Origin of the sequence: Asanoa siamensis, assembly GCF_016862555.1 — a bacterium.
GTDB lineage: Bacteria > Actinomycetota > Actinomycetes > Mycobacteriales > Micromonosporaceae > Asanoa > Asanoa siamensis.
The window spans coordinates 19,352-37,884 of record NZ_BONE01000021.1; the positions used below are offsets into that span (position 1 = coordinate 19,352).

General features: G+C 72.6%; 17 protein-coding genes. 11 read left to right on the forward strand and 6 right to left on the reverse strand.

Annotated elements, in window-relative coordinates:
• Positions 1-2 precede the first annotated feature (2 nt).
• The 4 genes from Asi02nite_RS14855 to Asi02nite_RS14870 all read left to right on the forward strand — a co-directional run bounded on the left by Asi02nite_RS14855 (position 3) and on the right by Asi02nite_RS14870 (position 4,503).
• Positions 3-1,757: an NAD-binding protein gene (locus Asi02nite_RS14855; RefSeq protein ID WP_203713384.1), complete on the forward strand. Its 1,755-nt coding sequence runs from the start codon at positions 3-5 to the stop codon at positions 1,755-1,757.
• A gap of 9 nt (positions 1,758-1,766) precedes the next feature.
• Positions 1,767-2,270, forward strand: coding sequence for a MarR family transcriptional regulator (locus tag Asi02nite_RS14860; protein ID WP_239126725.1), 504 nt, complete (start codon positions 1,767-1,769; stop codon positions 2,268-2,270).
• Between the two features lie 33 nt (positions 2,271-2,303).
• Positions 2,304-2,582, forward strand: a complete 279-nt coding sequence (locus tag Asi02nite_RS14865; RefSeq protein WP_203713385.1) for a hypothetical protein — start codon at positions 2,304-2,306, stop codon at positions 2,580-2,582.
• Positions 2,583-2,835: 253 nt separating this feature from the next.
• Complete coding sequence (locus Asi02nite_RS14870) at positions 2,836-4,503, forward strand: dolichyl-phosphate-mannose--protein mannosyltransferase (protein ID WP_203713386.1); 1,668 nt, start codon at positions 2,836-2,838, stop codon at positions 4,501-4,503.
• Positions 4,504-4,528: 25 nt separating this feature from the next.
• On the opposite strand, the gene Asi02nite_RS14875 is transcribed toward Asi02nite_RS14870, so the two are convergent.
• Both Asi02nite_RS14875 and Asi02nite_RS14880 read right to left on the reverse strand, forming a co-directional pair.
• Complete coding sequence (locus tag Asi02nite_RS14875) at positions 4,529-5,329, reverse strand: IclR family transcriptional regulator domain-containing protein (RefSeq protein WP_203713388.1); 801 nt, start codon at positions 5,327-5,329, stop codon at positions 4,529-4,531.
• A 12-nt stretch (positions 5,330-5,341) separates the two neighbouring features.
• Positions 5,342-6,757, reverse strand: a complete 1,416-nt coding sequence (locus tag Asi02nite_RS14880; protein ID WP_203713390.1) for an amidohydrolase family protein — start codon at positions 6,755-6,757, stop codon at positions 5,342-5,344.
• 177 nt (positions 6,758-6,934) lie between these two features.
• On the opposite strand from Asi02nite_RS14880, the gene Asi02nite_RS14885 reads away from it, so the two are divergent.
• The 5 genes from Asi02nite_RS14885 to Asi02nite_RS14905 are packed head-to-tail and all read left to right on the forward strand — an operon-like array spanning position 6,935 to position 11,270.
• Positions 6,935-8,071, forward strand: coding sequence for a CaiB/BaiF CoA transferase family protein (locus Asi02nite_RS14885; protein WP_239126726.1), 1,137 nt, complete (start codon positions 6,935-6,937; stop codon positions 8,069-8,071).
• Positions 8,053-8,841, forward strand: a complete 789-nt coding sequence (locus tag Asi02nite_RS14890; RefSeq protein ID WP_203713392.1) for a citryl-CoA lyase — start codon at positions 8,053-8,055, stop codon at positions 8,839-8,841. Before Asi02nite_RS14885 ends, Asi02nite_RS14890 begins: the two co-directional genes overlap by 19 nt.
• Before the next feature lie 16 nt (positions 8,842-8,857).
• Positions 8,858-9,724 carry a DODA-type extradiol aromatic ring-opening family dioxygenase gene (locus tag Asi02nite_RS14895; RefSeq protein WP_203713394.1) on the forward strand — a complete coding sequence of 289 codons (867 nt, stop codon included), beginning with the start codon at positions 8,858-8,860 and terminating at the stop codon, positions 9,722-9,724.
• Positions 9,721-10,083 carry a hypothetical protein gene (locus tag Asi02nite_RS14900; protein ID WP_203713396.1) on the forward strand — a complete coding sequence of 121 codons (363 nt, stop codon included), beginning with the start codon at positions 9,721-9,723 and terminating at the stop codon, positions 10,081-10,083. Before Asi02nite_RS14895 ends, Asi02nite_RS14900 begins: the two co-directional genes overlap by 4 nt.
• A gap of 5 nt (positions 10,084-10,088) precedes the next feature.
• Positions 10,089-11,270, forward strand: coding sequence for a quinone oxidoreductase family protein (locus Asi02nite_RS14905; RefSeq protein ID WP_203713397.1), 1,182 nt, complete (start codon positions 10,089-10,091; stop codon positions 11,268-11,270).
• On the opposite strand, the gene Asi02nite_RS14910 is transcribed toward Asi02nite_RS14905, so the two are convergent.
• The 3 genes from Asi02nite_RS14910 to Asi02nite_RS14920 form a co-directional block, all read right to left on the reverse strand.
• Positions 11,267-11,869, reverse strand: coding sequence for an acyl-CoA-like ligand-binding transcription factor (locus Asi02nite_RS14910; protein ID WP_239126727.1), 603 nt, complete (start codon positions 11,867-11,869; stop codon positions 11,267-11,269). The genes Asi02nite_RS14905 and Asi02nite_RS14910 overlap by 4 nt on opposite strands.
• Positions 11,859-13,385, reverse strand: a complete 1,527-nt coding sequence (locus tag Asi02nite_RS14915; protein ID WP_203713398.1) for an MFS transporter — start codon at positions 13,383-13,385, stop codon at positions 11,859-11,861. Before Asi02nite_RS14915 ends, Asi02nite_RS14910 begins: the two co-directional genes overlap by 11 nt.
• Before the next feature lie 93 nt (positions 13,386-13,478).
• Positions 13,479-13,901: a YccF domain-containing protein gene (locus tag Asi02nite_RS14920; protein WP_203713512.1), complete on the reverse strand. Its 423-nt coding sequence runs from the start codon at positions 13,899-13,901 to the stop codon at positions 13,479-13,481.
• Between the two features lie 83 nt (positions 13,902-13,984).
• On the opposite strand from Asi02nite_RS14920, the gene Asi02nite_RS14925 reads away from it, so the two are divergent.
• Together Asi02nite_RS14925 and Asi02nite_RS14930 are read left to right on the forward strand one after the other, a co-directional pair.
• On the forward strand, positions 13,985-16,102 hold the full coding sequence (locus Asi02nite_RS14925; RefSeq protein ID WP_203713399.1) for a TRAP transporter permease: 2,118 nt from the start codon (positions 13,985-13,987) through the stop codon (positions 16,100-16,102).
• A complete protein-coding gene (locus Asi02nite_RS14930; RefSeq protein ID WP_203713400.1) occupies positions 16,099-17,109 on the forward strand; it encodes a TAXI family TRAP transporter solute-binding subunit in 1,011 nt (336 codons plus the stop codon). The genes Asi02nite_RS14925 and Asi02nite_RS14930 overlap by 4 nt, the downstream gene beginning before the upstream one ends.
• Here the strand turns inward: Asi02nite_RS14930 and Asi02nite_RS14935 are convergent.
• On the reverse strand, positions 17,102-18,532 hold the full coding sequence (locus Asi02nite_RS14935) for an FAD-binding oxidoreductase (RefSeq protein ID WP_203713401.1): 1,431 nt from the start codon (positions 18,530-18,532) through the stop codon (positions 17,102-17,104). The two genes, Asi02nite_RS14930 and Asi02nite_RS14935, sit on opposite strands and share 8 nt — an antisense overlap.
• Between the last annotated feature and the right edge of the window lies 1 nt (position 18,533).

Sequence of the window (18,533 nt, forward strand, 5' to 3'; positions counted from 1 at the left end):
GCGTGTCCACGGACGGCCGGTTCCTGGTGTGGGGCGACAACACCCTCGCGCGCCGGCTCGCCAGCGAACTGATCAACTCCTACGGCGTACCCGTCACCGTGATCGTCCGGTCCGCCGACGCGGACCAGGCGCCCGACATCGCCGACCTGGAGCCACGGACCGGCGATCCCGACCTGCGCCCGGTGCTGGTCGAGGCGGCGCGGCTCACCCCGGACGTGCTCAGCCGGGCCGGCGTCGCCGACGCGACCGCGGTCGCCCTGGTCGAGCGCGACGACGTGGCCAATGTGGACGCTGCCATGATGGTCCGCGAGCTCAACAAGACCGCGCGGATCGTGGTCCGGGTGTTCAACCCGATCCTCGCCGAGGCCGTGAAGGAGATGCTCGGCGACTGCGGCGTGCTCTCCGGCTCGGAGATCGCGGCGCCGGCGTTCGTCGCGGCCGCGCTCGGTGACGACGTGCCGACGTACGTCCGGCTCACCGACGAGTTCCTGGTCACCGCCCACCGCGACGAGAACCCCGACCCGGAGGAGGTCGTCTGCGGCTTGGCGGTCCTCGACGGCCGGACGGAGCCGGAGACGCTGCCGGACGACGACGCGGCCGCCGACCTGCTGCTGGTCCGCCGCTACGGCGAGCCGCCCAAACCGGCGCCGCGACCGCGCCGCCAACCGCTGCGGGTCACCCGGCTCGTGCTCGGCCGGCGCCGGCTGCGCTACGGGCTGGCGGGCGTCGCCGGCCTCCTCGGGATCAGCACGGTCCTGCTGGCGATCGTGCGCGGCCTCAACCCGTGGGAGGCCGCCTACCTGGCGGTGGTCACGGCGCTCGGCGGCATCGAGGGCGAGGTCACCGGCAGCGCGGTCGAGCACGTGGTGCTGGCGACCCTCGCGCTGGCCGGCGTGGCGCTGGTCCCGTTCATCACGGTGCTGATCGTCGAGGCGGTCGTCACCGCCCGCCTGGCCCTCAACTCGGGCGCGCTCACCCGGCCGGTGGCCGACCACGTCGTCATCGTGGGGCTCGGCAACGTCGGTACGCGGGTGCTGCGCGAACTGCACAGCTTCGGCGTCGACCTGGTCTGCGTCGACCGCTCGGCCGACGCCCGCGGCGTCGCGGTGGCCCGTGAGCTGGGCGTCCCGGTGATCATCGGCAACGGCAACAGCGCCGAGACGCTGCGGGCCGCCTCGGTGGACACCGCCCGGGCGCTGCTCGTGCTCTCCACCGACGACGTGTCCAACCTGGAGACCGCGCTGCTCGGGCGGGCGCTGCACGGCCCCGGGCTGCGGGTCGTGCTCCGCCTCTACGACGAGGGCTTCGCCCGCCGGGTCAAGGGCAGCTTCAAGCTCACCCTCTCCCGCAGCGTCTCCTACCTGGCCGCGCCGGCCTTCGCGGCCGCCCTGTTCGGCCGCGAGGTGATCGACGCGATCCCGGTCGGCCGCCGGGTGCTGCTGGTCGCCGAACTGCCGGTCGGGGCTGGCTCCGACCTGGAGGGCCGGCTCTGTCCCGAGGTCAACAGACCCCAGGAGGTACGGCTGATCGCCGTGCGCACCGGCCGGATCGGGCAGACACTGTGGACCGTGCCGCAGCGGCGCCGGCTCGCCCGCACCGACTCGCTGATCGTCGTGGCCACCCGGGCCGGGCTCGCCGGGCTGCTCGCCCGCACCCGCGCCAACCCGGACGCGCCGCCGCTGCCGGAGCCGGAGCCACTGCGGTTGCTGACCCAGCACAGCCGCCAGCAGCGCACACGGGACGGTGACGCTCCGTAGGCTGGCGAGGTGAGCACCGTCGACGGTCCCTCCGCCCGCGCTTCGCGGCGCCAGCACGCGCACACGATCATGACCGCGCTGCGCGAGCTGCGGGTCCAGCTGTCGCTGCTCAATCGTCAGGTCGGCGCGCACGCCGAACTCAAGGACGTCGACGTGGACTGCTTCGAGCTGGTCAACCGCGAGGGACCGATGAGCCCGACCGCGCTCGCCCGCCGGGCCGGGTTACATCCGGCGACCATGACGGGCGTCCTGGACCGCCTCGAACGCGGCGGCTGGGTGACCCGCGAACGGGACTTCGCCGACCGCCGGGCGGTCACGGTGCAGGCGGTCCGGGGCCGGGCCGCCGAACTGGTCCGGCTGTACGCGGGCCTGGCCCGCGGCATCGACGAGCTGTGCGCCGGGTACGGCGAGGACGACCTGGCGCTGGTCGCCGACTTCGTCCGCCGGGCGACCCTGGCGGGCCGACAGGCCACCGACGCGCTCGCCACCCACAGGATGGGGGGATCGCCTTGATTAGTCGTACAGGTGTTCGATAGCCTTTCGCTCGTGGAGATCGTGGGGCGATGGTGGAACGGTGACCGCAACAGCCGCACGCGGCGCGACATCTGGCTGCACCGCGACGCTGATGCCGGTGGGTGGCTGGTGCGGGCCCGGGCGGGCGACAAGGACCGCGACGTCACGTGGCCCGCGTTCCACGAGGAGTGGGCGGCCCGCGCCTGGGTCGACCGTTTGATGGCCGCCTCCACCGGGGGCCGGGTGATCTGGAAAGACCTGACCAAGGTCGTCCGCAAACCACCGGAGGGCGGGTGGTCGTCACGGGTGTAGGGCCCTTGTCTCGCGGTCAACGTGAGCCGCACCAGGGACGCCAGCAGACCGCGGCTGGGCCGCCGCGGGCCGCGGGCCGCGGCCAGGCCCGGCGCGAGCCGGCGGCTACGCCCGTCGCGAGCCGCGGGCAGGCCCGGCACGGGCCGGCGGCTACGCCCGTCGCGAGCCGCGGGTAGGCCCGTCGCGGGCCGCGGCTACGCCCGTCGCGGGCCGCGTTGGCCCGTAAGGCAGGCTCGAGCACTATGATCGCGCGGTGCGCGCGACGGTCGAAGTCACCCAGCGCCGTCTCGCGTCCGTCGACCCGCGCGGCAGCGCCGCTTCGTGGTACGCGACCGGCTTCGTGGTGCTCGTCGCCGCGGTCCTGCGGTTCCACGGGCTGGCACAGCCGCAGGGCAAGTTGTTCGACGAGACCTACTACGCCAAGGACGGCTGGGGTCTGCTCACCAAGGGCGTCGAGTGGAACTACCGCGACGACGGCCCGGCCTACGTCGTGCACCCGCCGCTCGGCAAGTGGTTGATCGCGCTCGGCGAGTGGGCGTTCGGCTACTACGACATCGACGGCGACCAGCGGCTGACCGGGCACCTCGCCAACATGCCGCCCGAGTTCGGCTGGCGCTTCTCGGCCGCCGTCGCCGGCACGATCTCGGTGCTGCTGATCGTCCGGATCGGCCGGCGCCTGTTCGGCTCCACCCTGCTCGGCTGCGCGGCCGGCCTCCTGCTGGCCCTCGACGGCTTCCACCTGGTGCTGTCCCGGGTCGCGATGCTCGACATCTTCCTGCTGCTCTTCGTGCTGGCCACCTTCGGCGTCCTGCTCGTCGACCGCGACCACCGCCGGGCGGCCTGGCTACGGGCCCTGGGCTACGGCCCAGCAGACCGGCCCGCAAGCGGCCCCACAAACGGCGCGGACGGCCCAGACCGCCTCGCAGACGGCGCCGCGATCGATCCCGCAGACGGCGCTGCGAACGGCCCTACGGACCGCCCCGCAGACCGCGCCGCGGACGGCGCCGAGCCCGCCACCGGCATCCCGTGGCTGCGGCTGCTCGCGGCCCTGCTGTTCGGCTGCGCCGTAGCCACCAAGTGGAGCGCGCTCTTCTTCCTCCCCGTCTTCGCCCTCCTGATCCTCTGGTGGGACGCCGGCGCCCGGCGCTCCGCCGGGGTCGCCCGGCCCTGGCGCGAAACGCTGCGCCGCGAGTCCGGCTGGCTGGCCGCGTGCGCCGTCGTGATCGCCGCCGTCTACCTCGCGTCGTGGTCCGGCTGGCTGCTCACCGACCACGGCTACTACCGGCACTACCGGGCCGACACAGGCCGCTCCGAACTGCCGGTCATCGGTGCCCTGCAGAACCTCGTGCACTACCACCAGCAGGCGTTCGGCTTCCACTCCACGCTGCAGGACAAGCATCCGAGCCAGTCCTGGCCCTGGCAGTGGCTGCTGCTCGGCAAACCGGTCACCGTGCACCTGGCCTACCCGGGCGCCCCCTGGGGCACCGCGCCCGTCTCCGAGATCGTGCTGCTCGGCACCCCGCTGCTCTGGTGGTCGTTCCTGCCAACCCTGGTCGCCAGCGGCTGGCTCGCCGTCGCCCGCCGCGACTGGCGCCCCGCCGCCATCCTGCTGGTCGTCGCGGCCGGCCTGCTGCCCTGGTTCTACTACGCCGTCGACGCCCACCGCGTCATGTTCAACTTCTACACGGCCCCGATCCTGCCGTTCATGGTGCTCGCGGTCGTCTACGTGCTGGGCGTGGTGATCGGTCCACCAGGCCCGGAACACGCCGACCGCCGCCTGATCGGCGCCGTCTCCGCCGGCGCGTACCTGGTGCTGGTCGTGCTCTGCTTCGCCTACTTCCACGCACTCTTCGTCGGCGACTTCCTCCCGTACGCGGACTGGGCCGACCGCATGTGGCTCGGCAGCCGCTGGCACCCCTAACTGTCAGATTCCCGAAAAGGCCCGGTCAGGGCGCCGCCACCGCCAACGGGACCGCGCCCTTGCGCGCCCAGTCGTGGCTGATGTCGGCCGCGCAGCGCAGCAGCCGCGGCAAATGTTCTTCCGTCAGGCGCTCCACCGACGTCTCGGCGGCGTGCACCGTCACGTTGACCGCCGCGACCACCGTGCCGTCGCCGTCGCGGACCGGGGCCGCCACCGAGCGGATGCCCGGCGCCAGGTCCTGGTCGGCCAGCGCCCAACCCTTGGCCCGCACCTCGCGCAGGGTCAAGTCGAGGTCGTCCCGCCCCGCCCGCGCCCGCGGTGTGATGCCGGAGCGCGAGGGCTCGGCCAGCGCCGCGTCCAGCTCGCCCGGCGCCAGCGCCGCCAGCAGGACCTTGCCCATCGAGGTCGCCGGTGCCGGGAAGCGGGTGCCGATCGAGACCGCGAGGGTCACGATCTTGGGCACCGCCACCCGGGCCACGTAGACGATGTCGGCGCCGTCGAGCTGGGCCATCGAGGTCGACTCGTTGGTCTGCGCGACCAGCCGCTCCATGTGCGGCCGGGCCACGTCCCACATGCTCAGCGAGTTGACGTACGCCATGCCGAGCTCGAGCACCCGCGGCGTCAGCGCGTAGCCGCGGTCGGCGGCCCGCACGTAGCCCAGCTCCTCGAGGGTGAGCAGGATCCGCCGGACCGTCGGCCGGGCCAGCCCGGTCGCGCCCGCGAGGTCGCTGAGCGTACGCACGGGCTGGCCGGGCTGGAACGAACGGAGCACGTCGAGCCCACGGGCCAGCGCTTCGATGAAGTCAGGTCCGGTCTCGCGCGCCATCCCGCAATGCTTTCACTGCGCCGCGCTCTTGTCGTAGTCGGAGTACTGGTAGGGGTTCTCGATGGCCTTCGTCTTCGGCACGTCCGGGTTCATGCCCTTGAGCCAGGCCTCCTCGCCCATCTCACCGACGAGGTAGTCGATCGTCTCGGTGATCTTCGCGCGGGCACCCGCCAGGTCGGCGTCGACGAGCGCGCCGTCGCGCTTCACGATCCGCCCGTCGACCACGACCGTGTCGACGTCGCCGCGCTGCGCCTGGAACGCCACATGCCCGTACGCGTTGAGCACCGGGAACATCACCGGCGAGCGGTCGTTCTTGATCAGCACGACGTCGGCCTTCTTGCCGGGCACCAGGCTGCCGACGAGCGAGTCGAGCCCGAGCGCCCGCGCCCCGCCCATCGTCGCCCACTCGACGACGTGTTCGGCCCGCAGGTGGCAGTGGGTGACCGTCTCCTGGTTGCCGTGTGCCTCCAGGTGCTCCCGGGAGCGGTCGGCGCCGAGGGTCGTGCGCATCGCCGAGAACAGGTCGCCGCTCCACCAGACGCTGGTGTCCATCGACAGCGACACCGGGATGCCGTGGTGGCGGAGCTGCCAGGTGGGCGGGTAGCCCTGGCCGGCACTCTGCTCGCTCTCCGTCGCGACGGAGACCGAGCCGCCGGTCGCGGCGATCCGGTGGTACGAGTCGGCGCTCAGCGTCGCCGCGTGCACGTACACCGTCTCGGGGGTCATGAAGCCGTGCTCGTGCATCAGCCGGATGCCGTCGTCGTTGGTGGCGCCCCAGACGCCGGCGTGGGTCGTCACCGGCACGCCGAAGTCGCGGGCCACCTCGAAGGCCGCCTTCTCCGGGAAGGCCGGGTCGCCGGTCACGTCGAAGGCCATCTGGAAGCCGAGCATGCCGCCCTTGCCGTGGATCCGGCGGCTGACGAAGTCGCGGAACTCCGGCATCGCCGACCACTGCCACGGCCCCTGCTGGAGGTTGCCGTACGCGAGCACGAACCGCGCCGGCACCGCCTCCAGCGCGTCGACCGCGGCCTCGGCGTGCTCGACGGTCTGCAGCCCGTGCGACCAGTCGACGGTGGTGGTCACGCCGGCGTCCACCGCCTCGAGCGCGCCGAGCAGGTTGCCGGCGTAGATGTCCTGCGGTCGGAACAGCCGGCCCGACTCGAGGTAGTACCAGACGAAGTACTGGGTCAGGGTCCAGTCGGCACCGTAGCCGCGCATCGCGGTCTGCCACATGTGCCGGTGTGTGTCGATCATGCCGGGCATGACGATGCCGCCGGTCGCGTCGATCTCGACGGTGCCCTCGGGCGCGGTCAGCCCGACGCCTATCTCAGCGATCTTGTCGTCTATCACCAGCACGTCCGCGTCGCGCAGGACAGTGTGGTTGTCGTCCATAGTCAGTACGAGGCCGTTGCGAAACAGGATGCTCATGCGTCACTCCAATCGGACATGAGTCCGCCAGGCGGCCAGTCACCCGAACGTGGCGATTGTGAGCCGCGACACATGCGCCCGTCAAGGTCCGACCTATTGCGCATCAAGCCTCGTGATGACCAGGATAAGAGAAGCGGACAGATGTCCGCCTGGCGGACAGCCAGAGAGGGGTGACAGGTGGCGGAGCAGAACGGGCCGCTGAAGGGCGTCCTGGTGGCCGACTTCTCCCGGATCCTCGCCGGCCCGTACGCGACCATGCTGCTGGCCGACCTGGGCGCCGACGTGGTCAAGGTGGAGGGTCCCGGTGGCGACGACACCCGCACGTGGATGCCGCCGGTGCGCGACGGCGTGGCCACCTACTACCTCGGCATCAACCGCAACAAGCGGTCGATCGCGCTGGACCTGCGCGACCCGGGTGACCTCGCAGCCGCACGGGAACTGGCCCGGCGGGCCGACGTCATGATCGAGAACTTCCGACCCGGTGGGCTCGCCCGGTTCGGGCTCGACTACGACACCGTGGCGGCCGGCAACGCGGGCATCGTCTACGCGTCGATCAGCGGCTTCGGGTCCGGCGCGGGGGCGGCCATCCCCGGGTACGACCTGATGGTGCAGGCGATCTCCGGCCTGATGAGCCTGACGGGCGAGCCCGACGGGCCGCCGTACCGGGCGGGGATCTCGGTCTTCGACGTGATGGCCGGGCTGCACGCCAACATCGGCATCCTGGCCGCGCTGCATCACCGGGCCGCGTCCGGGCGGGGCCAGCACATCGAGGTCAACCTGCTGTCGAGCGCGCTCTCCGGTCTGGTCAACCACAGCAGCGCGGCGGTCGCCGGCGACACTGTGCCCTTCCGGATGGGCAACGCGCACCCGAGCCTCTTCCCGTACGAGCCGCTGCCCACCGCCGACGGCGACCTGATCGTGATCGCGGGCAACGACGGGCAGTTCCGCAAGCTCTGCCAGGTGCTGGGCGTCCCCGGGCTCGTCGACGACCCGCGGTTCACCCGCAACCAGGACCGCACGGCCAACCGCGACGCGCTGCGCCCGCTGCTCGTCGCGGCGTTGCGCACCCGCACCAAGGACGAGTGGTTCGGCGACCTGATCGCCGCCGGGGTGCCGTGCGCGCCGATCAACACCCTCGACCGCGGGGTCGCGTACGCCCGGGAACTCGGGCTCGACCCGGTGGTGGAGGTCGACGGGATGCCGAGCGTGCGCAACCCGATCACGTTCTCGGCGACGCCGCCGCGCTACGAACTGCCGCCGCCCGGGCTCGACGAACACGGTGAGGAGATCCGCGCATGGCTGACGAACGGCTGAGCTTCGACACCGCGATCGGCACGTCCGACGCGACCCGCATCTCGCTGCTGGGCCAGGACCTGGCCGCCGACCTGATGGGCAAGGTCGGCTTCGGGGAACTGGCGTTCTGGCTGGTCGCCCAGCGCCGGCCGACGCCCGCCGAGACGCGGGTGTTCGAGACGGTGCTGGTCGCGCTGGCCGACCACGGCTTCACGCCGACCGCGATCGCGGCGCGGCTCACCTATCTCAGCGCGCCCGAGTCGCTGCAGGGCGCGCTGGCGGCCGGGCTGCTCGGCGGCGGCTCCCGGTTTCTCGGCGTGACCGAGGACTGCGGGCGGTTTCTGAGCGACGCCCTGCGCGGCGCCACACCCGCCGACGACGCCGGGTTCGACGAGTTGGCCCGGGCCACCGTGACCGAGGCCCGCGCGGCCCAGCGGTTCGTGCCCGGTCTCGGGCACCCCGTGCACAAGGTCGAGGACCCGCGTACGCCCGTGCTGATCGGCATCGCCCGCGCCGAAGGGCTGGAAGGCCCGCACCTGCGGCTGTTCCAGGCGATCGGCCGCGTGCACCCGGAGATCCTGGGTCGCACACTGCCGCTCAACGGGGCCGGCGTCGCCGGTGCCGCGCTCGCCGACCTCGGGCTGCCGGTCGACCTGCTGCGCGGCTTCGCGCTGCTGGCCCGGGCCGCCGGCCTGCTCGGCCACCTCGCCGAGGAGCGGCGCACCCCGATCGGCACCGACATCTACACCACAGTGGACCGTCACGCCCGGTACCTCCCACCGGGCCCGTAAACCGAAAGGAGCGGGCATGGCCACCGTCGTCGCGGTCATCGCTTCCACCCACCATCCGTTCTACTACCGCGCGAGCACCGCGACGGGCGCGGACCGGCCGCCCTTCGCCGACGAGTGGACCCGGAAGATCCTGGCCTTCCGCGAGACGCTGACGCGGGCCGCGCCGGACGTGCTGGTGATGGTCGGCTCCGACCACTTCCACCAGCTCTGGCTCGACAACATGCCGCAGTTCCTGGTCGGCAAGGCCCCGTTCTACGACGCGAACTGGCACAACGAGGAGCGCGAGTTCGGGCTGCCGCGGATGCTGCTGCGCGGGCAGGAGGACCTCTCCGGCCACATCCTGCGCGACGGCCTCGACGCGGGCTTCGACCTCGCGTTCAGCAACGAGTTGCGGATCGACCACAGCATCACCTGCCCGATCATCACCCTGCGGCCCGAGGCCGACCTGCCGATCGTGCCGATCTACACCAACATCTTCGCGCCACCGCTCCCGCAGCCGAAGCGCTTCGTCCAACTCGGAGCGACGATCCGCGAGCTGGTCGAGTCGTGGCCGAGCGACCTGCGAGTGGCGATCATCGGCACCGGGCACCTCTCGCTGGAGCTGGGCGGCCCGCGCCAGTTCGGCCCGCACGGCCCCGACCCGGCGTTCGACGAGCGCGCGGTCGGCTGGATCGCCAACGGTGACCTGGACGGCGCGCTGGCCGAGGTCACCCTGGACAGCCTGCACGCGCCCGGCAACGCGACGCACGGCTTCATGGACTTCATGCTGGTGATGGGCGTGGCCGGGGCGGGCGTGAAGGCCGACTACGTCGACTCGCTCGACCTGTTCCACACGATGGAGGCCTACTTCACCTGGTACCCGAACGGAGCGCCGGCGGCATGAGCAGATACCTGGTGGACAAGTTCCTCTACACCGTCGACCGCGACCCGGCACTGGTCGAGCGCTACCGGGCGGACCCGGTCGGCACGGTCACCTGGTGGGAGGCCGAGCGCGCCAACGCGATCCTCGACGCGCACACCGGTGAGGCCAGCACCTGGCTGCGGTTCGACGAGGCCGAGCGGGCCGCACTGTCCACTCACGACTACGTGAAGCTGTTCGAGCTGGGCGCGCACCCGTTCCTCACGCTGACGCTGTTCATCGCGATGTTCGAGCGCGACCACGCCGAGCCGCTCGGCTTCCAGCGGGAGTACGCGGCCCGGCTGGCCCACTTCGACCTGCCCTACCCCGACATCGCGACGTGAGCGTCATGCGGGCGGCCGTCGTCGAGCGGGCCGGCGAGCCACCGCGGGTGGTCGACCGCGCCGTCCCGCTGACCGGCGACGGCGAGCTGCGGGTCACGGTCACCGCGGTGCCGATCACCCCGCTCGACCTGCTCTGCGCGTCCGGCACCTCGTATTTCGGTCTGCCGGCGTTCCCCTACGTGCCCGGCGTCCAGGGTGTCGGCCGGCTCGCCGACGGCACCCCGGTCTGGTTCCCCACCGACGCCGGCATGAAGCCGGGCGACGGCAGCATGGCCGAGCAGGCCGTGGTGCCCGCGGCCGCCGTGGCCCGGCTCCCGGCGGACGTCGACCACCGGCTGGTGGCCGCGCTGGGCCTCTCGGCGGTCGCGGCCTGGCACGCGCTGACCGACCGCGGCGGGCTGGCCGCCGGCGAGCAGGTGCTGGTGCTCGGCGCGGGCGGCGTGGTCGGTCAGGCGGCGATCCAGATCGCCAAGCTGCACGGCGCGCGCCGGGTGGTGGCCGCCGCCCGCTCGGTCGCCGCGCGGGAACGGGCCCACCGGGCCGGCGCGGACGTGGTCGTCGCCGTCCACCCGCGGGACGACGTCACCGCGCTGGCCCGCCGGTTCGGCGACGCCGCCGGCGGGCCGGTCGACCTGGTGCTCGACCCGGTCTTCGGCCTGCCCGGCGCGGCCGCGCTGCGCACCCTCGGCGTCGGTGGCCGGCTGGTCAACCTGGGCAGCGCGGCGGCGGACACCGCGCCGCTCGACTCGGCCACGCTGCGCAGCCGCTCGCTGCGGGTGCTCGGCTACACCAACGCCGAGTTGAGCCCGGAGCGCACCGCCCGCACGATCAGCGAGATCGCCAGGCACGCCGCGGCGGGCCGGCTCACGGTCGCGTACGAGCACCTGCCGCTCGAAGCGGCGACCGACGCCTGGCACCGCCAGGCCACTGGCGATGTGCCCGGGCGGATCGTGCTGACGGCTGGTTTCGGCCGTGCGGCGCCGGGTAGGGCAGCAGGCATGATTGCCACCGAACTGCTCGACCGCGTCTTCGTCGGCGAGGAGCGGCTGTCCAGCGACGAGATCCACCGGCGCATGGTCGCGCTCGACCCGCCGGCCGACGTGCTGATCGCCTTCGACCACCTGCCTGAAGGCGAGTACAGCGTCGACGAGGTGGCCGAGATCATCGGTACCGAGGAACCGATCTAACCGACCTCACGGTCGTCGAACGGGAAGCCGGCGGCGAGGAAGTCGAGGGCCAGGCCGATACGGTCCAGCGACAGCAGGTCGTCGCCGAGCGCGCCCATGATGGACCCGACGACGGCGCCCGCGAAGGCACGGGACTCCAGGTCGCCGGGCGGGCGGCCCATCCGCGCGGCCACCCCTTCCGCCAGCAGCTCGATCGTGCGCTGCAGCTCGTCGAGCTGGGCGGCGCGCAGCTCCGGCACCGACCGGATCAGCTTCTGCCGCGCCATCTCCCGATCGAGCTGCTCCGGGCTCATCTCCCCGAAGACCCGCTCCATCGAGCGGCGCAACGCGGTCAGCACGGGCACGTCGGCCGGCTGCTCCTGGAACGCCCGAATCATGATCGGGTCGTAGTCGTCGACCAGGACGAGCTGTTCCTTCGACGGGAAGTACCGGAAGAACGTGCTCGGCGAGATGTCGGCCGCCTCGGCGATCTGCTCGACGGTCGTCTCCCCGTAGCCCTTCTCGGCGAACAGGCGCAACGCCTGCGCGCGGATGGTGGCCCGGGTCCGCAGCTTCTTGCGCTCGCGGAGCCCGAGCCCCATCTCTGGTTCAGCCGGCATGTGCCGATTCTGCCACCGGCGCCGGCCGCGGCCCGGTCTCGGCCGGGACGGCGAGCCGGCGGGGCAGCAGCGCGAACGCGACCACCGCGGCCAGGGCGCACATCGCGACGCAGACCCAGAGCGTCTGGTTCATCCCGTCGACGAAGGCGGCGCGCACGGTGTCCAGCAACGTCCCGTCGCCGCGCGCCCGCGCCACCGCGACGCCGGCCGCGACGCTGTCGGAGACCGGGCGCACCGCCGCGTCACCGAGGCCCGACTGGTAGCCCGCGGACACCACCGTGCCCAGCACCGCCACGCCGATCGTGCCGCCGGCCTGGCGCAACGCCTGGATCACCGCCGAGCCGGAGCCGGCCCGCTCGACCGCGAGCGCGTCCATCGCCACACCCATGGTCGCCGGCATCGCGAGCCCCATCCCGGCACCCAGCAGGGCGATCCACGTGGCCGTCCAGCCGTACCCGGTGTCGATCGTGGTCGTCGCGCCGAGCCCCAGCGCGATCGTGAGCAGCACGAACCCGGCGCCGATCAGCGTGCCAGGGCCGAACGCGCGGGCGAGGCGGCCACCGAGCCGGGTGCCCACCAGCAGACCGCCGATCATCGGCAGCAGCCGCACGCCGGTCGACAGCGAACTGGCCCCGCCGACCGCCTGCAGGAACTGCGGCACCAGGAAGAGCAGGCCGAACATCGCGAAGTTGATCACCGTGGCCAGCGCGGACCCGAGCGTGAAGCCACGGCTGCGGAACAGATCCAGATCGATCAGCGGGTACGCCGCGCGGCGCTGGCGGACGACGAACAGCGCCAGCACCGCGACGCCGGCGGCGATCAGCGCCCAGTCGGCGACGGAGGACCAGCCGTCCGCGCCGATCCGGATGAAGCCGTAGGTGAGCCCGAGCAGCCCCGCCGAGGAGAGCAGGATGCCGAGCACGTCGATCGGGCGCGTCCCGCTGCCGCGGGACTCGGGCACGAAGAGCGCCACCGCGACGACGCCGACCACCACGAGCGGCACGTTGATCAGGAAGATCGAACCCCACCAGAAGTGCTCGAGGAGCCAGCCGCCGACGATCGGGCCGAGGGGCAGGCCGACGGCGGTCGAGGTGACCCAGATGGTCAGTGCCCGGCCGCGCTCCCGGCTGTCGGGGAAGAGCACCGGGACGACCGCCATCGAGAGCGGCATCATGATCGCGGCGCCGAGGCCGAGCGCGGCGCGGGCCGCGATCAGCGTGCCGGCACTGCCCGCGTAGGCGCAGAAGACCGAGGCCGCGCCGAACAGCAGCAGGGCCGCGAGCAGGAACCGCTTGCGGCCGAAGCGGTCGCCCAGCGAGCCGGCCGGCAGCAGGACCGCGGCCAGGACCAGCGTGTACGCGGACGCGAACCACTGGAGTTGCGCGTTGGACGCGTCGAGGTCGACGGCCAGGGTCGGCACCGCGACGGTGAGCACCGTGGTGTCGAGGCCGATGGTGAGCATCGCGACGGCCAGCGCGCCGAGCGCCAGCCAGCGACGGGAACGAGACGTCGGCACAGCCGACCACCCCCGAACGTAGTAGCTAATCTCAAGTGAGAGTAACTCCTACATTCGAGGGCATGTCAACTTGTAGTCGCTCTCAGCTTCCACTCAGGCAGGCGACACCCGCGGCGTGGTCCACGCCGGCGCCTGGTCGTCGATCTCGACGATCTCCCGGCCGAGTGGCCAGAAGGCGGCCGGCACCAGCTTGAAGTTGGCGATGCCGAACGGGATGCCGATGATCGTCACGCAGAGCGCGATGCCCTGGACGATGTGCGTGAGCGCGAGCCACCAGCCGGCGACGATCGCCCAGACCACGTTGCCGACGTCGCTCGCGACGCCCGACGTGGGCCGGGTGACCAGAGTGCGACCGAACGGCCAGAGTGCGTAGTTGGCCAGGCGGAGCGCGGCGATACCAAATGGAATGGTGACGATCAGTGCGAAACAGATCAGCGCCGCGAATCCGTAGACCAGCGCCAGCACGATTCCGCTACCGAAGATCAGCCAGAGGACGTTCAGAATAAAGCGGATCATCCTCACATCATGCGCCCTGGTCAGCACCTTACGGACGCGCATCGAAAGCTGAGCATGGTTCGATGTCGTAGTAGGGTCCGGACATGTCGGATGCACAACCGCCGATCAACCGACCGACTATCACGTCCACTGTGGATGCGCCGGCCGACCTGCCGGAGTTCGACGACGAGGAGCGTCCGGCCCGGGTCCTCTCCGGGCGCATCGGGTGGGGCGTCGCGATCGTCGCCTTCGCCGTCGCCGTACTCGTGCTGGTCCAGGTCTTCCGCCCGTTGCCGCAGGGCAGCCAGTACTACCTGATCGTCTTCCTGGCCGGCACGCTGCCACTGGTCTTCCTCGCCTACCGCAGCGGCGTGCCGGTGCCCGCGCGCTGGCGTCCCGCCGACCGCGACCGGCCGACCGTGGTCGACTGGGTCCTCGCCGTGCTGACCGTCGGCGTCTGCCTCTATCCCGTGCTGGGCGGCTACAACGCGTTCCTCGACCGGCAGGGACTGCTCGAGCCCGCCGACATCGCGATGGGCGCGGTGCTGCTGGTGCTGGTCGTCGAGGCCTGCCGGCGCACCACGGGCTGGGTCCTGCCGCTGGTCTGCCTGCTCTTCCTGGGCTACGGCTACTACGGCGGGCTGTTGCCGCAGAGTTGGTCGATCGCACACGCGGGCCTCGACTTCGACCAGATCGTCGACGCGCTCTACAACTCCGGCAGCGGCTTCTACGGCACGCCGCTCGACGTCGCCGCGTCGTACGTCGTGCTGTTCACCATCTACGGCGCCGTGCTCGACCTCTCCGGCGCGGGCCGGTTCTTCGTCGACCTGTCGGTGGCCGCGTTCCGCCGCTCGCGCAGCGCCGCCGGGCGCACCGCGGTGGCCTCCGGCTTCCTGCTCGGCACCGTCTCGGGTTCGGGCACGGCGACCGCGGTGAGTGTCGGCGCGGTCACCTGGCCGATCCTGCGCCGCGCGGGCTATCCGCCCGAGCAGGCCGGCGGCATGCTGGCGGCGGCCGGCGTAGGCGCGATCCTCTCGCCGCCGACGCTGGGCGCGGCCGCGTTCATCGTCGCCGAATACCTCGAGGTCTCCTACCTCGTCGTGCTCGGCTGGGCGATGATCCCGACGGTCCTCTACTACCTGGGCATCCTGCTCGCCGTCGAGATCGACGCGCGCCGGTTCAAGGTGCGCCCGGTGGACCTCTCGGTGCCGTCGGTGTGGAAGCTGCTGGCCCGGTTCGGCTACCACTTCTCGTCGCTGGTCGCCATCGTCGTGCTGCTCGCCGTCGGGGTCAGTGCGACGAAAGCCGTCGTGTACGCGACCATCCTGGCCTTCGCACTGTCCTTCTTGGACCGCCGGGCGTGGCTGACACCGCGGCGGTTGTTCGAGGCCCTCTCCGCCGGCGTGCGGGGCGTGCTGCCGGTGGCGGCCGTCTGTGCGGCGGCCGGCATCATCACCGCGATCACCACGAAGACCGGCCTGGGCGCGCAACTCGCGTCGCTGCTCGTGCGGGCCGCCGAGGCCATGGCCGACAACCGGACGGTCGTGCTCGCGCTGACCGTGGTGCTCGCCGCCGTGGCGCTCTCCCTGCTCGGCCTCGCGGTGCCGGTCACGGCCTCGTTCATCATCGGCTGGGTCATCATCGGCCCGGCCCTGCTGGCGCTCGACGTGCCGGCACCAGCCGCGGCGATGTTCGTCTTCTACTACTCGGTGCTCTCCGAGGTGACCCCACCGACGGCACTGGCCGCGGTGGGCGCGTCGGCCATCACCGGCGGGCGCACCGTGCCGACGATGTGGCAGGCGCTGAAGTACGCGCTGCCGGCGTTCCTGGTGCCGATCGCCTTCGTGCTGACCGAGCCGGGCGAATACCTGCTGGCGCGCGGCCCGTGGCTCGGCGTCGTCTGGACGACGATGGCGGCCTGCGCCGCGGTGGCGGCACTGGCGGTGGCCAGCGGCGGCTGGCTACTCGGCGTCGGCCCGGCCGGCCCCGCCGCCCGGGCGCTCGCCGGGCTGGCCGGGCTGCTCCTGCTCTACCTGCACCCGGTGAGCATCGGGGCGGCGACCGTGCTCCTGCTGGCCGCCGCGGCCCTCGTCTGGTGGCGCCGCCGGTCGGGACCGGACACACCCGCCCCGGACCGGGCGCCCGCCCCGGACCCGTCGCCCGCCGCGGACCCGGCGCCATCGACCTCCGCACCGTCGTCCCTCGAGAAGGAGTCCACATGAGACGTGTCAGCAGAGTCTGGTCCGCCGCCCTCGTCGTCGGTCTCGGTGTCGCCCTCGCCGGCTGCGGTGGGCGGCAGGACGTCGCCGGCACCGACACCGGCGACGAGGTGACCTGCGAGGTGGCCACCGAGACCCGGATCGGCATCGCGACCGGCAACGCCACGGGGGTCTACTTCGCGCTCGGCAACGCGTACGCGGAGCAACTCTCGGCCGCGACCGGCGGCAAGGTCAAGGGCACCGCGGCCGAGACCGGCGCGTCCGTGCAGAACATCCAGCAACTCGTCGCCGGCACCTACCAGGTGGCGTTCTCGCTCGCCGACACGGCGTCCGACGCGACGCAGGGCAAGGGCAGCTTCACTGCGCCGCAGCCGATCGCGGCGCTGGCCCGCATCTACACCAACTACACGCAGGTGATCGCGCGCAAGGGCGCCAACATCACCACGGTCGCCGACATGCGCGGCAAGCGGGTCTCCACCGGCTCACCCCGGTCCGGCACCGAGGTCATCGCCAACCGGCTGCTCCAGTCGGCGGGCCTCGACCCGGCCAAGGACGTCAGCGCCCAGCGCCTCGACCTCCAGAAGACCGTCGACGGCATGAAGGACGGCTCGATCGACGCGATGTTCTGGTCGGGCGGCCTGCCCACCCCGGGCGTCACCGACCTGTTCACCACGGCCAAGGACCAGGTGACGTTCATCGACATCGCGCCGCTGCTGCCGGAGATGAACAAGATCAGTCCGGCGTACGAGGAGGGCACGGTCCCGGCCAACACCTACGGCCTGCCGGCCGACGCGAAGACCATCGTGGTGCCGAACCTGCTGCTGGTGAAGGACGACCTGGACGCCAACGTGGCCTGCACGCTGACCAAGGCCCTGTTCGACCGCAAGACCCAGCTGGAGCAGGCGAACGCGGCCGCCAAGGAGATCAGCCTGGAGACCGCCCGCCAGACCGATCCGGTCCCGCTGCACCGCGGCGCCGACAAGGCCCTGGGCGACCTCGGGGCTAAGTAGCCGCGCCCATCCCCGCGAGGAAGCCGAAGACGCCGTCCGGGTCGTAGGCCCGGACGGCGTCGCGCAGCCGGTCGGCGTTGACGCCGTAGTAGGCGCGGGCCGGGTTGTCGAGCACCGGGTCCGGGAAGTTCGGGTAGACACCGCCCGTGCCGGCCGGGTGCGTGAGCTGCCAGGACCGGTCGAGCCAGTCGCGCGCCGCGACCCGCTCGTCGGCGCTCGCGTCGGCCTCCACCGCCACGGCCTGCTTGAGCAGGAACCGCGCCGTGCGGTGCGGGAACGCGGTGGCCGGTGTCGGGATCCGGTTGTAGGCGCCGGCCCACGGCGTGAAATCGAGCTCGCGCTCCTCGCCCGCCCGGCGGTCGGTGGCCAGCAGCTCGACCAGCCCGGTGAGGATGTCGGCGCCGAGCGGCTGCGCGAAGAACTCGGAGCGGCTGTGCGCGTGCGCGTCGGCGCGGCGCGGCACGCCGTGCACGTCGATGTCGGCCAGCAGCCGCTTGGTGTCGCGGTGCGGTGCGCGCTGGTGGGTCTGGGTCGCGGCCGGCTCGCCGACCCGGTCGACGAACTGCTCCAGCAGGGCGACGTCGGCCTCCTCGGTGCCGTGCGCCGCGCCGAAGACGCTGGTGACCGGCATCAGCGCCGGGTCGGCCGGGGTCGACACCACGAGGCTGGCGGCCATCGTGTCGGGCGCGGCCGGCGCCCAGGTCTGCCAGGCGGCCAGCACGGCCGGGAGGTGCTCGGGCTCCCAGGTGAAGTGGAAGGAGGTCATCGGTGGCGCGGGCACCGAGGCGAACACCAGCGAGGTGACGACGCCGATCGTGCCGTTGCCACCGCCGCGCAGGGCCCAGAACAGCTCGGGCTCCAACTCGTCGTCGCAGTCGACGATCCGGCCGTCGCCGAGCACCACCCGGGCGGCGCGCAGCGCGTCACTCGTCAGCCCGTACGCCCGACCCAGCACACCGAGCCCACCGCCCAGTGTCAGCCCACCGATGCCCACGGCCGGGCCGCACCCGGCCGGGATCGTCACGCCGGCCGGCGCCAGCGCGTCGTAGACGTGGCCGAGCCGGGCACCGGCGCCGACCCGCACGAGCCGGTCGGTCGCGGCACCGTTGGCGGCCGCGCCCGCGTCCAGGAAGGACACTCCGCCCATCCGGCTCAGGTCGAGCACCATGCCCTCGGTCGACGAGGTGCCCTCGAAGGAGTGCCCGCCGCCGCGCACCGCGAACGGCACCCCGGTCGCCCGCGCGAAGGCCAGCGCGACGGCCACGTCGGCGTCGACGGCGCACTGCACCACGGCCATCGGGCGCAGGTGCTGGAACCGGGCGATCGCCGGCCGGTGGACCGTCTCGTAGCCGGGATCCGCGGGCAGCACCACCTCACCCCGGATGTTGTCGCGCAACGCCGACCAGTCGGGCTCCACGGTCACC